Source organism: Eubacteriales bacterium mix99 (genome assembly GCA_038396605.1).
GTDB lineage: Bacteria > Bacillota > Clostridia > Caldicoprobacterales > DTU083 > UBA4874.
Genome location: CP121690.1, coordinates 1,270,199 through 1,286,737, shown reverse-complemented (window position 1 = coordinate 1,286,737; position 16,539 = coordinate 1,270,199). Strand labels below are relative to the sequence as shown.

Annotated in this window: 15 protein-coding genes, 1 pseudogene, 1 riboswitch and 1 other annotated feature (1 of these 18 running past the window's edge); of the genes and pseudogenes, 2 read left to right on the top strand and 14 right to left on the bottom strand. The window is 50.8% G+C overall.

The window, feature by feature from the left end:
- Positions 1 to 46 (bottom strand) — a binding site (T-box leader); it reaches 186 nt to the left of the window's first position.
- Positions 47 to 141: 95 nt separating this feature from the next.
- The 3 genes from QBE55_05485 to QBE55_05475 all read right to left on the bottom strand — a co-directional run bounded on the left by QBE55_05485 (position 142) and on the right by QBE55_05475 (position 2,128).
- Entirely contained in the window at positions 142 to 897 is a 756-nt protein-coding gene (locus QBE55_05485; protein ID WZL79586.1) for a 2-phosphosulfolactate phosphatase, read from the bottom strand.
- A gap of 79 nt (positions 898 to 976) precedes the next feature.
- Positions 977 to 1,510: a spore maturation protein gene (locus tag QBE55_05480; protein ID WZL79877.1), complete on the bottom strand. Its 534-nt coding sequence runs from the start codon at positions 1,508 to 1,510 to the stop codon at positions 977 to 979.
- 42 nt (positions 1,511 to 1,552) lie between these two features.
- Positions 1,553 to 2,128, bottom strand: a complete 576-nt coding sequence (locus QBE55_05475) for a nucleoside recognition domain-containing protein (protein WZL79585.1) — start codon at positions 2,126 to 2,128, stop codon at positions 1,553 to 1,555.
- Positions 2,129 to 2,330: 202 nt separating this feature from the next.
- Here QBE55_05475 and QBE55_05470 point away from each other — a divergent pair, with 202 nt between their 5' ends.
- A complete protein-coding gene (locus tag QBE55_05470) occupies positions 2,331 to 2,597 on the top strand; it encodes an AbrB/MazE/SpoVT family DNA-binding domain-containing protein (protein ID WZL79584.1) in 267 nt (88 codons plus the stop codon).
- Positions 2,598 to 2,751: 154 nt separating this feature from the next.
- Here the strand turns inward: QBE55_05470 and rsmI are convergent, their stop codons facing one another.
- The 7 genes and pseudogenes from rsmI to QBE55_05435 form a co-directional block, all read right to left on the bottom strand.
- Positions 2,752 to 3,621, bottom strand: coding sequence for a 16S rRNA (cytidine(1402)-2'-O)-methyltransferase (gene rsmI, locus QBE55_05465; GenBank protein ID WZL79876.1), 870 nt, complete (start codon positions 3,619 to 3,621; stop codon positions 2,752 to 2,754).
- A 312-nt stretch (positions 3,622 to 3,933) separates the two neighbouring features.
- Positions 3,934 to 4,263: pseudogene (locus QBE55_05460) on the bottom strand (methyltransferase).
- 405 nt (positions 4,264 to 4,668) lie between these two features.
- Positions 4,669 to 4,755: riboswitch (cyclic di-GMP riboswitch) on the bottom strand.
- Positions 4,756 to 4,891: 136 nt separating this feature from the next.
- Positions 4,892 to 5,914: a hypothetical protein gene (locus QBE55_05455; GenBank protein WZL79583.1), complete on the bottom strand. Its 1,023-nt coding sequence runs from the start codon at positions 5,912 to 5,914 to the stop codon at positions 4,892 to 4,894.
- An 86-nt stretch (positions 5,915 to 6,000) separates the two neighbouring features.
- Positions 6,001 to 6,888 carry a UTP--glucose-1-phosphate uridylyltransferase gene (locus QBE55_05450; GenBank protein ID WZL79582.1) on the bottom strand — a complete coding sequence of 296 codons (888 nt, stop codon included), beginning with the start codon at positions 6,886 to 6,888 and terminating at the stop codon, positions 6,001 to 6,003.
- 79 nt (positions 6,889 to 6,967) lie between these two features.
- On the bottom strand, positions 6,968 to 8,065 hold the full coding sequence (locus QBE55_05445) for a Wzz/FepE/Etk N-terminal domain-containing protein (protein WZL79581.1): 1,098 nt from the start codon (positions 8,063 to 8,065) through the stop codon (positions 6,968 to 6,970).
- A 63-nt stretch (positions 8,066 to 8,128) separates the two neighbouring features.
- Complete coding sequence (locus QBE55_05440; GenBank protein WZL79875.1) at positions 8,129 to 10,000, bottom strand: nucleoside-diphosphate sugar epimerase/dehydratase; 1,872 nt, start codon at positions 9,998 to 10,000, stop codon at positions 8,129 to 8,131.
- A 266-nt stretch (positions 10,001 to 10,266) separates the two neighbouring features.
- Positions 10,267 to 10,848: a hypothetical protein gene (locus QBE55_05435; GenBank protein ID WZL79580.1), complete on the bottom strand. Its 582-nt coding sequence runs from the start codon at positions 10,846 to 10,848 to the stop codon at positions 10,267 to 10,269.
- Between the two features lie 301 nt (positions 10,849 to 11,149).
- On the opposite strand from QBE55_05435, the gene QBE55_05430 reads away from it, so the two are divergent.
- A complete protein-coding gene (locus QBE55_05430) occupies positions 11,150 to 12,172 on the top strand; it encodes an LCP family protein (protein WZL79579.1) in 1,023 nt (340 codons plus the stop codon).
- Between the two features lie 127 nt (positions 12,173 to 12,299).
- On the opposite strand, the gene QBE55_05425 is transcribed toward QBE55_05430, so the two are convergent.
- Genes QBE55_05425 through QBE55_05410 form a run of 4 tightly spaced genes read right to left on the bottom strand, consistent with a single transcriptional unit; the run spans position 12,300 to position 16,455 of the window.
- Positions 12,300 to 13,370: a mannose-1-phosphate guanylyltransferase gene (locus QBE55_05425; GenBank protein WZL79578.1), complete on the bottom strand. Its 1,071-nt coding sequence runs from the start codon at positions 13,368 to 13,370 to the stop codon at positions 12,300 to 12,302.
- Positions 13,371 to 13,390: 20 nt separating this feature from the next.
- Positions 13,391 to 14,350, bottom strand: coding sequence for a GDP-mannose 4,6-dehydratase (locus tag QBE55_05420; GenBank protein ID WZL79577.1), 960 nt, complete (start codon positions 14,348 to 14,350; stop codon positions 13,391 to 13,393).
- A complete protein-coding gene (gmd, locus tag QBE55_05415; protein WZL79576.1) occupies positions 14,347 to 15,354 on the bottom strand; it encodes a GDP-mannose 4,6-dehydratase in 1,008 nt (335 codons plus the stop codon). The genes QBE55_05420 and gmd overlap by 4 nt, the downstream gene beginning before the upstream one ends.
- A gap of 48 nt (positions 15,355 to 15,402) precedes the next feature.
- The gene (locus QBE55_05410; GenBank protein ID WZL79575.1) at positions 15,403 to 16,455 is read right to left on the bottom strand and encodes a DUF3048 domain-containing protein; all 1,053 of its coding nucleotides are present in this window, start codon (positions 16,453 to 16,455) and stop codon (positions 15,403 to 15,405) included.
- Positions 16,456 to 16,539 lie beyond the last annotated feature (84 nt).

The following is a 16,539-nucleotide window of genomic DNA, read 5'->3' as shown; positions in this document are numbered from 1 at the left end:
CGCTTCTGGCGGCTCTTCTGCCTACTCTTCCCATCCCTGCGTTTTTCTTTTATCCGGACTTTACCTTATTATATTCATCTATGATTGCCTTGTCAACGATTCCATATGCAGTATTTTGCCAGTATGGCAGATTTTATGATTTTATTCCCTGTTTTCATCATTCTGCGCCTGCGCCGGTCCGGGAATCCGGATCACACCGTCCCGATACACGCCCACCACAGGCGCCGCATTCTGTGTCAAACAATATGTAATGTCCCGGTCCAATCCGGCCTCCGCCAGCTTCCGGTACTGTGTGCAGCCCTTCAGCAGGCTGTTCAGATCCCCCTTATCGTGATCGTATATGGAAGCGGCCAGAACAGCCAGATCCCCCATCTCCGGATCCTGCATCCCCAACCTGGTACACAGCCGGTTCAGGACCGCTCCCGCCGCTACAATATCCTCCAGTGAGAACTGCCCGTTTGTACCTGCGCAGAGAAATACAATATCACTGTCCTGTCCGGAAAGATACTCCGCCACTGCGTCCACATTGACCAGACCGCAGATCAGGACTTCCCGTGCATCGTTGGTCCTGCAGATGGCCTTTGTCCCATTGGTGGTGGTCATCAGCAAAGTCTTCCCGGCAACCTGCTCCCTTGTATATTCCAGTGGAGAATTGGAAAGGTGGAATCCCTCAATCGCCTGCATATTCCTCTCCCCGCATAGCAAGAAGGAGTTCTTTTCATAATTCTTTGACATCCGGATGACCGCCTCTGTCTCTACAGCAGGAATCACCTCTTTGCAGCCATGGCAGAGTGCGGTAAGTATCGTACTGCCTGTCCGCAGGACGTCAACTACAACAACTGTCTTGTCCCTTAACTCCTTACCAACGATATTGTCAGGAGTAGCATATACCCTCATTCAATAGCCTCCATCTGTTTATTTCCTTAAATTATAACACAGAACACCCATTCCGTCGAATTTTACAATGAAACCACCTTTACCTGCCCAAAATCAGACTGCATATTGCAACCGAAGCCAATAATCCCGCCAGATCCGCCAGAAGCCCGGCTGCCAGGACATACCTGGTTTTTTTGATGCCAACGGATCCAAAATACACGGAAATGGTATAAAATACGGTTTCCGTGGATCCCATCATCGTCGAGGCGCACCGGCCGATAAAAGAATCCGGGCTGTAGGTCCGGAACAACTCTGCCAGCATGCCTGAGGAAGCAGATCCGGACATGGGACGCATCATTGCCAGCGGAAGGATCTCAGGAGGAATCCCCGCCAGGTTGGTGACCGGGGAAAGAATCCGGATCAGGAAATCCATGGCCCCCGAAGCGCGGAACACCCCAATGGCCACAAACATGGCGACCAGATACGGAAGAATGTGGAATGCCGTGCGGATGCCTTCCCCGGCTCCTTCCACAAATGTTTCATACACCGGCACTCCCTTCACCGCCCCATATCCCAGCACAAAAATAATGAATACCGGTATGGCAAGAGCGGATATCCATTGTGTGATCTGGATCATACCCTTTCCCTCCATTTTGCTTCATTAAACACTCCTGATTCAATAAAAACGCTTCAGGATAAAAACCGCTGCTATCCCCGTTGCTGCGGAACACAGGGTTGCAATCAGGGTGGTCCCGATAATCTCCGTCGGATTGGCGGATCCTGCGGCGCTCCGGATGGCGATGACGGTGGCAGGGATCAGCTGAACACAGGAAGTATTGATCACCAGAAACATGCACATGGCATCGGAAGCCGAGTCCCTGTCCCGATTCAGGTGCTGCAGCTCTTTCATGGCGCTGATTCCGAGAGGGGTTGCCGCGTTTCCCAGGCCCAGCATATTGGCAATGATGTTCATGGTAATGGCGCCCATGGCAGAACTTTTCGCCGGTACCCCCGGAAACAAAAACTTCAGAACCGGTGCAATCTTCCCGGAAATGGCCTTTACCAGGCCGGATTTTTCCGCAACCTTCATCAGCCCGAGCCAGAGAGCATAGATCCCGATCAATCCAAAACAAAGTTCAACGGCATATTTGGCACTGTCCAGAGCTGCCTGCGTTACGGCAGCGATCCTTCCGTTGAACATGGCGGTAAGAAATCCGCCCAGCAGCAGCAGGATCCAGACAACATTAACCACCCTCGTCACCTCCGTCTCCGTGTCCTAGTTCCATAAATATGACAGTACATTTGTCCACTAGAACCAATTCCCGGAGACTTGTCAACAATTTTGAAAAAGCTAGAAAAATGTTGCGCAGTTGGGTTGACTTTTATTTCAATTATTGGTAAAATGATTTGTGTCAGAAATCTGTCGAATTTTGTATGAGGAGAGGGAGGAAAAGATGAAATCTACAGGTATTGTCAGGAAGGTTGACGAATTAGGCAGAGTGGTAATTCCCATCGAGCTCCGCAGGACACTCGATATCGAGGAAAAAGATGCTCTGGAAATCTATGTGGACGGAGAACAGATTATCCTGAAAAAGTATGCACCGGCCTGCATTTTCTGCGATGATGCACGGGATGTCATCCAATACCGGGGGAAAAACATCTGCAAAAACTGTCTGGCGGAAATGGCCAACAGCGTCAACAATGGAAGCCTCGGGAAATAAGCTTTATCGGCATCGGACATGATAAAAACAATCGGAAACACGAATACGCACACCAGGTATTTCGTCAGGGAGGATATGTGCAAGGGTATCCTTCCTGTATAAAGCAGCTTTATGCTGCTTTTTTATTTTCTCCCTTTTTCCTGTTATGGCCAGTTTACAACCCGATGCTGAACGGATAGACTTCGCTTTTCGGAAGATGCCTGTCCCGTGCCACCTGTTTCACGGCCTCTTTTTTATTCATTCCGATCCGAAGATACTCCTTCAGGTGATCTTCTATGCTGATCCGGCTGAAGTCCATCCGGCTGTCCCTGTGCACTCCCTCCAGAATCACGACAAACTCGCCTTTCGGCACCTTTTCCGTATAGTACTCCACGGCCTTTGCCAGGGTCATGGGCAAAACTTCCTCATGGATCTTGGTCAGCTCCCTTACAATGGTGATCCGGCGATCCCCCAGTCCCGCCAGCAAATCATTCAGAAGGGAAATCAGCCGATGGGGCGCCTCATAGAGGATCACAGTGCGTTCCTCCTCCCGGAGCAGCTGAATCCGCGTCCGACGCTCCTTTCCTTCCCTGGGCAGAAACCCTTCAAACACAAAGCGTTCTGCCGAAAGTCCGGACAATACCAGAGCAGACAGGGAAGCAGACGGACCGGGCAGAATCGAAACCGGAACATCGGCTTCCTGTGCCAGAACAGAAAGATCCGCCCCCGGATCGGATATCCCGGGCATGCCGGCATCGGAAACCACCACAACCTTTTGTCCCTGCTGCACCCTGCGAATGATCTCCGGCCCTTTTTCCAGCCGGTTATGCTCATGATAGGAGATCAGGGGCCTGGAAATTCCATAGTGGTTCAGAAGCTTCAGGGTATGACGGGTATCCTCCGCTGCAATACAGTCCGCTTCCTTCAATATTCGGAGTGCCCGCAGGGTGATATCCTCCAGATTTCCAATGGGCGTCCCGCAAAGATAAAGCATTCCCGGACCCGTTGAGCCCTTGCCGTGACAGTCTGTTTTGTTCCTGTTCATTCCCTGCTCCATCTTTCCTTTCTTCTCTTCCGTAACAGAAATATGGTATATTTCCATCAATTCCTTTGTATATTGCCCGTTCTCCTGATAGATAAACAGCGGAGGAAGCCACCTGAGAGGAGACTTGCCAAAACGCTCCGCCTCCACCAGAATCCGGTTCGGAGCCTTGCCCGGCTGCGGATAAACCGTACAGATCCGTTTCGGTTCCAGCCGGTGCTGCCGCATTCCGGTCAGAATGTCCGTCAGACGATCGGCCTGATGGATCATGGCCAGACGTCCTCCCGGGGCCAGGAGCCCGGAGGCTGCAGCCAACACATCATCCAGCGTACACAATATCTCATGTCTTGCAATGGCTTTTGCGTCCCGGGGATTGACCGCCCCGCTGCCTGCCTTCCGGTAGGGAGGATTGGACACGACCAGGGTAAACCGGTTTTTGCCCAGCGCATCCGGGGCTTTCTTCAAATCCCCGGCCTGGATACGGACATGGGATTCCAAACCATTCAGCCGGATGCTTCGGTTTGCCATTTCCACCATATCCGGCTGAATTTCCACCCCGTAAATCTCCGCATCCGGCATTCTGCCGGCCAGCAAAATCGGAAGGACCCCGGTGCCTGTCCCCAGATCCACCACTCTGTCCCCCATTTTGATATCCGCAAAATGGGATAACAGAACTGCGTCCACCCCAAAACAAAACTTCCGGGTATCCTGTATGATTCGGAGCCCCTTATACTGCAGGTCATCCAGCCGCTCAAACTCCCCCAGAGGAACCCGGCAGCCCCCATCCGTCGGATATTTGTTTTCTTCCATCATATGTTTGAATCCAGCCCTTTCTTTCCCGGAGCAAAAAATCATCCTGATTGTATCGAACAAAGCGGAATCTGTCCAGTCCAAAAACTTCATGATCCGGCAGCAGGTGCGCAAAAATGAAAGCACTTCAGATGAAAGATCCAAAGTGCCTCATAAAGGGGGTCTATCTTAAATCATCGTTCAGAATTAAACGGTTCAACTTTTACCACCATCTTTGATCCGGGCACAGAAAACTTTCTCTTCGGCAGCCAGGCAATCACTTCCTTGCGGAAGACAGACCCTGCAGCTTTGCGTCCCACCGTTTCCAATGGTTTGCTCTTATCGGCAAAAAGTCGAAGGCTTTAATACCTAAGATGATTAAGTGTGTTTTTATTATAGCATAAAAATAGAACTCTGTCCGTATATCATGAAAGATATCCAAAAAAGATTTTTTACGATATCCGAAGAGGTATCTGCCCGCAGTCTACCCTTCCTTCTCCTTCCGGCTCAGCGTATTTGCCGCTTTCCGCCGTTCCACGAGGATCCCCGCTCCGGCCGGATCCAGCTCTATAAATTGCTTTACTCCGGCTTCCGCAAGAGCATTCCGGGTCCTTTCCGGATCCGGCGTCAGGGCAATAATGGTACCGCCTCCGCCGGCTCCTGCCAGCTTGGCACCCAAAGCACCGCTCCGTTTTGCAGTCCGGATCATGGCATTGTTCCGCCCTCCGGAATCGCATAAATTGTCCTGAATCTCATGGTTCTTGTTCATCAGAAAGCCAAATTTCTCCCAGTCTTCCGACAGCAGGGCCTTTTTTCCTTCCCTTGCGATATGGGCGATCTCCCGATAACCCCGGACCAATGCCGGATCACCTTCCAGCCATCGCTCCCGCAGGGGCCTGTGAAATTCGCCGGAATCGTGCCGGATCCCGGTATGGGCTATAACAAAGGGCAGCTGATCCACAAAAGGATGAAGAGGCTCCACCGTGGCATAGATCTCCCTGTCCAGTTCCCTATAGTATTCCTTGCCGCGGAAATCCAGATAATTCAGGCCTCCAAACGTCGTCATATAGGCATCCTGATAACCGCACTGGCATTTCATATAGTTCAGCTCGATGATCCGGTTCAGCTCTGCAAGCTGATACGGGGAATGCCTCTCTCCGATATACGTCAGCACAGCGGACTGAATCGCAGACAACAAGGCCGTGGAGCCTGCCAATCCGGCCTGCACAGGGATATCGCTTCCAAACCGGATGTCCGCCTTCAGATCATACAGGCGGTAATAGCGGAGCACCGAGCGGACGATATCAAAACGATCCTTCCGGTTGTCAAAATCGTTCTGCCACATCAGGATCTGCTTCTCCCCGTCATTTTCCACAGTCAGCCGATCGCTTTCCTCCATCTCCACCCAGGCGCGGTTTGGAATGGCACAGGCAATCATGGTGCCGCCATATCCATCGGTTGGATTACCGATAATCCCTGCCCTGCCGGGAGCCGTTGCTCGAATCATTTGCTTTCCCCCACTCGTATTTTAACAAAACTGAGAATCCTCCCATCTCTGCAGGTGATGAGCAGACCTTCCGGGATGGAAGCCGTTCACAGATGAAACTTTTGAATCAGATATTGCTTCAGCTGATACCCGTACTTCTCATCTTCCAGCGCAAAATCCACAAAGGCCTCGTAATAGGAACGGATATTTCCAATATCGTACCGCTTCTCCCGCCCGGTCAGAGAGACGGAATATCCCTTTGTTCCTTCCCTCAGCAGCAGCCGGATGGCATCGGTCAGCTGAATTTCCCCGCCTTTCCCCGGACTTGTCCGCTCCAGGGCATCAAACAAGCGATAGGGCATAACATATCTGGCGGCAACGGCCAGGGTGGAAGGCGTCTGTCCGGCGGAAGGCTTTTCCATCAGGTCCTCTATTTCCACTGTCCCTTTGTCCGTCCCTTTTTTCCCGGGCTTTATCATGCCATATTTGTGCACGTCCCCCAAAGGAACGGATTGCGTGCCAATCACAAAGGATCCGGGATCCGCCTCTGATTGATCCATCATGCGCTTCAACAGGGACCGGTCTTCATCGGAATGAATAATGGAATCCCCCAACGCAATGACAAAGGGCTCCCCGCAGATAAAATCCCGGGCACAGCCGACGGCATGGCCCAGTCCCTGGGGCACACTCTGCCGGGTATAAAAATAGGAAACATCCAGGTCATGAAACTTCAGTTCCTCCAGGATATCCTGCTGGCCGCTCATGGACAGCATTTTTTCCAGCCCGGTATCCTTGTCAAAATGGTCCTCGATGGCCCGTTTCTTCTGCCCGGTAATGAACAGGATCTGAGTAATCCCGGCATCCGCCAGCTCTTCCACAATATATTGAATACATGGCTTTCTCCCCAGCGGAAGCATTTCCTTCGGCTGGGACTTGGTCAGCGGCAGCATCCTGGTCCCCAGACCTGCTGCGGGAATCACAGCTTTTCGAATCATGCCATCACCCTTATCATATTTTCCTTTCCCATTTTACTCCACTTCCCGGACAACTTTCCTGCACCTATTGTAGCAGCTTTCAGCCGGTCCGGCAAACGGAACTCCCGGCATCCGCCTTTCCAGCTTCCCCGGCCGGAGACTTTTCCATCCAGAATTTCCGGATAAAAACCGCCATGGCACTCAGCAGAAAACCTGTCACCATACCGATCAAAACATTCCTGCCATTGGACGGACCCGTTTTCTGTGTGGGCGCCACCGGCTCAGACGGCATATGGATACCGGTTTCCACCGCACGGATGAAATCCGACTCAACAGGTGTTTTGCCGTCTGTCTCATGATATTTTGAAATCTTCTCTTTTTCTTTTTTAATTTCCTTTAATTTTTCCTGATCGGAACGGATGGAATTTTCAATCGAATAGATGGTCTGCCGGTTACTGACAACATCATTTTGTATCTTGGTATAACTGTCATTGATGATATTCTCCACCACGATATAGTCCTGTGAGCCCTTCCGGCCTTCCTGTATGGCTTCCATCAGGTCATTCTGGGAAATTGTCTGCGATGTTCCGTTCAACAGTTTCTCATTTTCCTTCAGAAGTGCCTGATTATCCTTCAGGGAAAGATCCAGCGACTGCAGCTCCGTATTGAAATAATTGGTGTAATAGGTGACAGCCTCCTCCTTGGTCAAAATGTCCACAAATTCAATGTAATTCGCATATAATGTCCTGGCAAGCTTCAGGGACTTTTGCGGACTGTCTGCCGAAACCGTAATATGAAAAATGTTTTTCTTTCCGCTCCCTGCGGCATCCTTGTTGTCTATCTCAATCTGTTTCTTCAGTTTCTCCGGACGGACTTTCTCCGGGTCATACTTCATATCCCTTATAGTATTAGCCAAAACGGTATGATTGGTCAGAAGGCTGATGTACTGATCATTCGTGGAAATCGGCAGCTTATAGTCGCCATATCGGGTATGGTACTGCTCCGGCATACTGATCACCAGATCCAGCTTTGTCTGATATACCGGAGTTAAAAGAAAAATGCTAACCAACCCCGTCAACAGAGCGACAAGAAGAGTCCCTGCAAGAATCCTGTATTTGTTTTCCCACAGGACCTGGAAAAGCTCGCGGAGATCGATCTCATCCTCATACTTCTGTGGGTCTGTCTGAACTTCACTCATTTTTTTACCTCCCGGAAATTTTCGCATAAGGCTGTGCCCGCTTTGTGTCTTCCAATTGCCTTATCATTTCGGATATTCCTCCTTACCGGTGGCAACTTCGTCCACCGCAGAAAGAACGGGTGTGTGGACAGAAGCAGGTACAGCGGTATGGTAAGTGGGGACCATCTCCTTCACATATTCCTTCAGGGCATCTGCCGGACCGGACATGACAAACTTCAGCTTCTCCAGCTCCCCCTTCAGAGTCCCGATATCAATGGTACCCGGCTTTCCGACAAATATCTTTTTGTGCCGGGTGGCTGTCAGCCCTTCTTCTTTCATTAAAAGCTCTTCATACAGCTTCTCGCCTGGCCGCAATCCCGTATACTGGATTTTGATATCCACACCAGGCTCCAGCCCGGAAAGCCGGATCAAATCCCTGGCCAGATCCGCAATCTTCATCGGTTTCCCCATATCCAGAATAAAGATCTCCCCTCCCTGTGCCATGGAGCCCGCTTCCAAAACCAGCTGCACCGCCTCAGGAATGGTCATGAAGAACCGGTTGATGTCCGGGTGGGTGACCGTTACCGGCCCCCCGGCCGCAATCTGCTTCTTGAACAGGGGAATAACACTGCCGTTGCTGCCCAGAACATTGCCGAAACGAACGGCCACATATTCCGTCCTGCTGATCCGGTCCATGCCCTGGATGATCATTTCCGCAATCCTTTTGGTGGCCCCCATGATATTGGTGGGATTGACGGCCTTGTCCGTCGAAATCATGACAAATCTCCCGGTGCCGTACCGGTCGGCACATTCCGCCACATTCCAGGTACCGAACACATTGTTCTTGATGGCCTCCGCCGGATTGTTTTCCATCAGCGGAACATGCTTGTGAGCAGCAGCATGAAAGACGACATCCGGCCGATAGGTATGGAAAATCCATTCCATCCTTGCCTTGTCCCGAACCGATCCGATGATGACTTTATAGTTCAGTTCCGGAAAGTCCCACTTCAACTCCTGTTCCAGGTCATAGGCATTGTTTTCATAGATATCCAGAATCAGAAGCTGCTTCGGGTCAAAGCGTGCGATCTGCCGGCACAGCTCCGATCCGATGGAACCACCGCCTCCTGTGACCAGAACCACCTTGCCCTGAATATAGCCGCAGATATTTTCCACATTTAAATCAATGGGATCCCGTCCCAGCAGATCTTCAATCTCTACATCCCGGATCTGCTGAATGGATACATTCCCACTGATCAGCTCATATACGCCGGGAAGGGTCTTCAGCCTGCATTTGGTCTTTTTGCATTCGTTCAGGATATCTGCCTGCGCCTCCCTGGGAACGGATGGCATGGCTATGATGATTTCATCAATTCCCAGCTGGCGGACGACATCCCCAATCCGGCTGTGATCCCCGTATACCTTGATCCCCTGAATCAGCGTACCCTGTTTATACCGGTCATCATCGATCAGGGCAATGGGCCTTAAACCCAGTTCATCATGGCCCCGTAATTCCTTTATCACCATAGCTCCGGCTTCCCCGGCACCCACGACCAAAACCATTTTACAGTTGCCCTCCGGAGAACTGCTGCTCTTTTTCAGCATGGAACGGATAATACGGGAACCGATACGGCTGATTCCAAGAAAAGCAATGTCAAATACCCAGATGAGAAAATAAATACTATAGGCAATATGAATATGCAGGAGATGTATGGCTACAAAATACAGAGAACAGGTCAGTGTGCCGGCACACAATATGTACAGCATCTCATTGATCCCGGCATATTGCCAGAGACTTCGGTATAGGTTGAAAAGAAGATTGCTGGACAGGCTGATGACCACCAGGCAGGACCATATGGAAAACCATTCATATAACGAATGGCTGGGCAGAGTGCCGTGCCGGGTCAAAAAAGCCATGTACAGGGCAAGGGAAATAAAGAAAATATCCAAAAAAACCATAGTCAGTTTGCGAAATTTTGCTTGCAAAAATGTCACTCCTTCTGTAATAGTGAAACTGGTCCGTGTCCTACGCTGAAATAAATATTTAATTATGTATTTTTCCTTATTGGAAGTACATGGATGCCGGAATATGGTACATGTATAGTATAATTTTCATATGTTGCTAAGTCAAGCCAAAAAACTTCCAGAAGCAACAAAAAGGAACGATACTCCCGAGAGTATCGTTGATGAAATAAAAATATGAATTTTTGATTTTTGCTTTTTGGTTACTGTGCTTTCCTTTCAATGATAAGGGAAACGGCTTCGATCCTCCGTGCCTCGCCTTTTGTTCCGGCAAACTCGCCGTCTGCCTTATAGGCATATTCATTCCCATGGTATGCATTGTGGTTCGCATCGGCTCCCCAGCCGTATCCCTGCATATGTACCTGATAGGATATCTGATATCCGGGATACAGAGTGTTCGTGCCCTTTCTATAAAGGCCGATCCGCACTCCCTCCAGCCTTTTTGCTTCGCCGATGGTCCCTGCAAACTCCGGGCCCACAGCCAGGCCATTTTTGGGAAGATCCCCGTATGTCTTAGCATGAACGGCGTAACGGATCTCCATATCACTGGGGGCGCCTTTCAGCTCCAGCCGGAATCCTTCCAGCCTTTTCGCCTCGCCGATGGTCCCGAAGGCAAGAGATCCCTTTCCTTCCGTTGCAACATTCCCATAGGACTGTACGTGGAAATTTGCCTTGATGGTAATATCCCTGGCGATCGCCCATTCCCCGGCGGCATCTGCCGGCCTGCAAAAAAGGACAGGGAACAGAAGCGCAAATATAACCAGAAATGCGACATGTTTCTTCATCAAGTGATTCACTCCTTTTGCTTGTATTTTTTCCGAAAGCATTGCTGCTTTCTTCATTGCTGATCTCTTAATCCCTATTCGACAAATACAAGGAAAATCCTGCCTTGTTTTGCCCGATCCGGTCGATTCTTCCGTAAAATCATTTTACGTTTCAAAACTTTTCTTGACTATATTCCGTCCTTCTATATAATATAGAAAGTATATAGATTAAATTTGAAATGGAAAGCATCAGGCCTGTTATTTTGGAAAGACTGTTGTAAGGACAATAAGCAGGAACAGGAATAATTTGGGGGTTGATAAGATGAAAAAAGTACTGATAACCATTTTAATAATTTTGCTTGTGGCTCTGATCGGCACAGGCGGTTATATATTAAACCTGCTGGACCGGATACCGAAAGCCAGCCTGAAGGATCCGGACACCGGGGAAAAGATCGGCGAGGGGCTCAACAAACAGGAGGCCCTGGGCATCGGCGATGACGCGCTGTCCCAGAAGGACACCGGCGTTACGAATATTCTCCTGTTCGGACTGGATAAACGCTCCGAAACCGAAAAGGGACATTCCGATGCCATCCTGATCGCATCCGTGGACCGAAAGAGCAAGAAGATCAAACTGACTTCCCTGATGCGGGACATGTATGTAAAGATTCCCGGAAGGGAAAAAAACCGGATCAATACGGCCTATTTCAGCGGCGGACCGTCTCTTGCCATCAAGACGGTCAATACGAACTTCAATATGAACATTGAGGATTATGTCACGGTGGATTTCAAGGCGCTGGAGGACATTATCAATCTGGTGGGCGGTGTCGACATTAACATCAAGAAAAATGAAGTCAATGCGGTCAGCCCCTACATTGATGAGCTGAACAAGATCAACAGGGGTTCCAGGGCAAAACACCTTACCTCACCCGGACTGCAGACGTTGAACGGACGTCAGGCAGTGGCCTATGCCAGAGTCCGTTCAGTGGGGCGGGATGATTTTGAGCGCACCGAGCGGCAGAGAAGGGTTATGAGTGAGCTGCTTCGAAAGGGAATGAACATCAGCGTCACCAAGATACCGGAGCTGGTAAACACGGTCCTGCCCAACGTGGAGACCAGCCTCACCAAAAAGGAGATTATTGGGTTGGCCGCCACCATAGTGGGATTTGGAAATTCGGACATGGAGCAGTTCCGCATCCCGACGGACGACGGATTCGAGGACGAGAAAATAGGCAAAATGATGGTTCTTGTGCCGGATCTTGAAAAGAACACCGATGCGCTTCATGAGTTCATTTATGGATCCAAGTCTGCATATGCATCGGAAAATACCGGGGACAGGGTCAAGTAACAAACAGGCGGCAACAGACAAAAGCCAATGCAAGCAGAGAAAGAAACAGAAATTTGAAAGCTTGAAATAAAAAGAGGGACAAAAAAGAGCCGCTGCAATCAAAAGTTGCAGCAGCTCTTTTTTATCCTCACAACAAATCTTCCCGCCCCATCCTTTTCAATTCATCGGTCAGCTGCCGGATCTCCTGCACCTCGTCCTTACTGCAGACCAGCACACTGTCCGGAGTATTGACAATCACCACATTGGACAGGCCGATGGTTGCCACCACTTTATCTCCTGAAAAAACCACACAATCCCTCGTATCCAGGCCGACATGATCTCCCTTTATGACATTCCCGCTGGAATCCGGAGGGATCACATCCCCCAGCGTGTTCCAGGCGCCGATATCACTCCATCCAAAATCCCCCGGAATCACAGCAATATGGTTTTCCTTTTCCATGATGCCATAATCAATGGATATCTTCTCCAGTGTGGGATACACCTCCCGGAGAAAAGAGCCGGCTTCCTCATCGGATAGATGCTTCAGCGGCGAGAGCGCCTGAGACATTTCCGGCAGATGCTGCCGGAAGCGGTCCAGAATGGTGCTGATCCGGGATATAAACATTCCGCTGTTCCACAGATATCCGCCGGAATGAAGATATTCTGAAGCGGTTTCCCGATCCGGCTTCTCCACAAACCGGTCCACATGATGAACTGTATCGGATCCGGACACCATGGAGCCGGTTTTGATATAGCCATAACCGGTACTGGGAAAGGTCGGGGTAATCCCGACGGTTACAATGTCATCATGGCTTTGTGCATAATCGGAAGCTTCCGACAGGACCCTGCGAAATTCTTCTTCCTTCTTCACACTCTGATCGGATGACAGGACGCAGAGCACTGCATCTCCATACTTTTTCCGCAGCCTCAGCGCCGAATAAAGAATGCAGGGAGCGGTATTTCGGGCGGACGGCTCAACAAAGATCCGGCCGGGTTCCATCCGGCTGCCGGTAACTTCCTGCAGCAGCTCCGCCTGGTCCCGGTTTGTAACCAGATAGATATCCTCCTTTGGAATCAACGGGGAACACCGGTCAATGGTAAAATTGATCATTTCCTTATCTCCGTCCAGCTTCAGCACCTGTTTGGGTCTCTTCGCCCGGGACAGCGGCCAGAACCGCGTCCCACAGCCTCCCGCCAGGATCAGTCCGATTGTTTTCATGTAATATCACCTCAAAGTTGCTATTTCCGACCGGGCAGTCCATCGTTTTGTCTCCAGTCCTCCAGAACATCCCGCAGGGTTGTGTCCATGGGAATTTCCGGTTTCCATCCGGTATGATCCGTTATCTTACGGATGTCGCCAATCAGGACCGGTACGTCCGAGGGCCGCATCCGCGCAGGATCCCGGGAAACGGCAATGGCTTCCACCGTCATTGCCAAAAGACGCTGCAAAAGATCCCGGATGGAATATCCCTGCCCGGATCCGATGTTATAGACTTCCCCTGCCCGGCCCTGTTCCAAAAGCATGGCATATCCCCGGACGATATCCCGGACATCGGAAAAGTCCCGTACCACCTCCAGATTCCCGACCAGAAGTTCTTTTGGCATCTGCCCTTTTTCCATGGCGGCAATCCGTTTTGCAAAATCGGGAATGACAAAGGTGGGCGCCTGGCCCGGCCCGGTATGGTTGAAGGCCCGGACCATGATGATGTCCATACCGTATGCCTCTGCGTAGAGGCGGCCCAGCATTTCCTGAGCAGCCTTGCCGGCGGCATAGGGATTTCCCGGTCTCAGGGAATGATCCTCACGGAGAGGGATTTCCTCCGGCGTCACTTTTCCGTATTCTTCACTGGATCCGATCAGCAGGATGCGGGGATTCGAATCCATGGCCCGGATGCCCTCCAGCAAATGAATCAGGCCGATCACATTGACCTCCCAGGTTTGGGCCGGATCCCGCCAGGACAGGGCCACCGAGCTTTGGGCAGCCAGATGGCAGACGGCATCCGGTTCGGATTCCCGAAGCACATCCCCCACCGCATCCTTTTGGGTCAGATCCAGTACATGGATTTCCGTATCCCTCAGAAAATCAGGTACCCTTTCCCCTTCCAGCCGGGTTCCGCAGACCACATGGCCCGCCCGGGCCAGACAGCGGCTCAGATAACCGCCGACAAATCCGCATATGCCGGTAATCAATATTTTCATACGTTCGCCGTGTCCGGGCAGCTCAGGAATTCTTTTTGATTCTGCTCCGCTTTCACCCGGCGCATGTCCTCCTCCACCATCATTCCGATCATTTCCTGAAAGCTGACTTTCGGTTTCCATCCCAGTCTTTTCGTTGCTTTGGAAGAGTCGCCCAAAAGCAGCTGTACCTCTGCAGGACGAATAAATTTGGGATCAATCACAACATAATCCTCATAGTTCAGACCAACACATTGGAATGCGGTATCGAGCAGTTCCCGGACCGTCCTGGTTTCCCCGGTTGCCACCACATAGTCATCCGGCTTCTCCTGTTGCAGCATGAGCCACATGGCGTAGACATAGTCCCCGGCAAATCCCCAGTCCCGTTTGGAATCCAGATTGCCCATACGCAGTTCCTTCTGCAGTCCCAGCTTGATCCGCACAGCTGCATCGGTTACCTTGCGGGTCACAAACTCCAGCCCTCTTCTGGGAGATTCATGATTGAACAGAATCCCACAGCAGGCGAACATATCATAGCTCTCCCGATAGTTGATGGTGATCCAGTGGCCATACAGCTTGGCCACGGCATAGGGACTTCTCGGATAAAAGGGAGTGGTCTCCTTCTGGGGAGTCTCCTGCACCTTCCCGAACATTTCACTGGTGGATGCCTGATAGAATTTTGCTTCCGGTTTTGTGATCCGGATTGCTTCCAGCAGATTGGTCACGCCCATTGCATCCACCTGACCGGTCAGGATGGGCTGCTCCCACGCCGTCTGGACAAAGGACTGGGCTGCCAGGTTGTATACTTCATCCGGATCGGACTTTTCCAATGCCGTGACCAGGGACGGAACATCGGTCATATCGGCATAGATAAATTCAATATCGTTCTTCAGATGTTCCGCGTTTCCATAATTCAGATTGCTGGTTCGCCTTCGAAGGCCATAGACCTGATAGCCTTTCTTCAGAAGCAATTCGGCAAGATAGGAACCATCCTGCCCTGTAATTCCGGTAATCAAAGCTTTTTTCATATTCCGACACTCCTTTGCTTTCCTTTGGAATGCGCCGCACTCCATAACCTATTTCACCGTTACCTGCATATCTGTCTGAACAAGCTGTATCCAGGTGTTGCCGGGCTGCAGCCGGACTTCTTTCCCGCTTTCGTCATAATAGACGGTGGAACTGTCCTCTCCCTTACGCTCCCAGGTCCCGTCAAAACAATGGCCGCCGATAAAGTATTTCGCCTTTCCGGTGCCGGTCAGCCTGATGTCCCGATAGCCGGCTCCAGGCTCCAGTATGGAATGTTTAGCATATTGTACAATGATGTTTTTAGCGGACAACTGTTTTCCGGTCTCCCGATCCGTATTCTTCTCTCCGTTGACAAACCGCAGATTCCGCTTTTCCGATTCATCATATTGATAGCTTACCACATTATCACTGCCATGATAAGGGATCGTAATTTCCTGATACGGTTCCCCCTGGGAGACGTCTTCGGAGGAAAACTGAAATCCTTTGCATTTCTGGGGGAAATCAATCTTCTTCCTGCAGTCTCCAACATTTATGTATACGTTATGCGGCGCCTTGCGGGAAGAATCCCGGGTAAAGAGCCTTTCATCATACAAGCCGTTCAGCCGTTGGACATCAATCCTGTCAAACATGTCCTTTGCGATAAACGACTGGCCGTAATGCACCAGATAGGCATCCCACTGCTCTGCCAAATACATATAATAGTGACGGACACTGCGAACCGGTCCCGCCACTTCCGGCATTTTGGACTGGAATACGGCAAGCAGACGGGTAATTCCGCCTTCCGCGTTGGCCTCATATACCAGATCCGCATCAATCACGCCGGATTGCGGCCGTGCCGCAGCAATATTCTCCACCATGACAGCCACCGGTTTGTAATCCGCGTTCATATCCAAACCGGTAATGGGAGACGGATCTCCGGATCCCGGCTGGACTTCAATGTCCACATCGTCCTCTCCCCCGTTGCTTCCCTGGTCATCGGATCCGGCAATCGGAGCAGGCTTCGGAGTCCTGTCCGGATGCAGTCCCGGATCTCCGGAGCAGGATACCAGCAGCAGGGCTGCCAGGATACTTATACACAACACAATGAAAATCCGCTTTTTCATGGATTCTCCCCTTTCAAAACTGCATTTTTATGAAACGATCCCATTTTATTTTCGAATCCTGCTTTCGAAAGGATACGTTCCCTT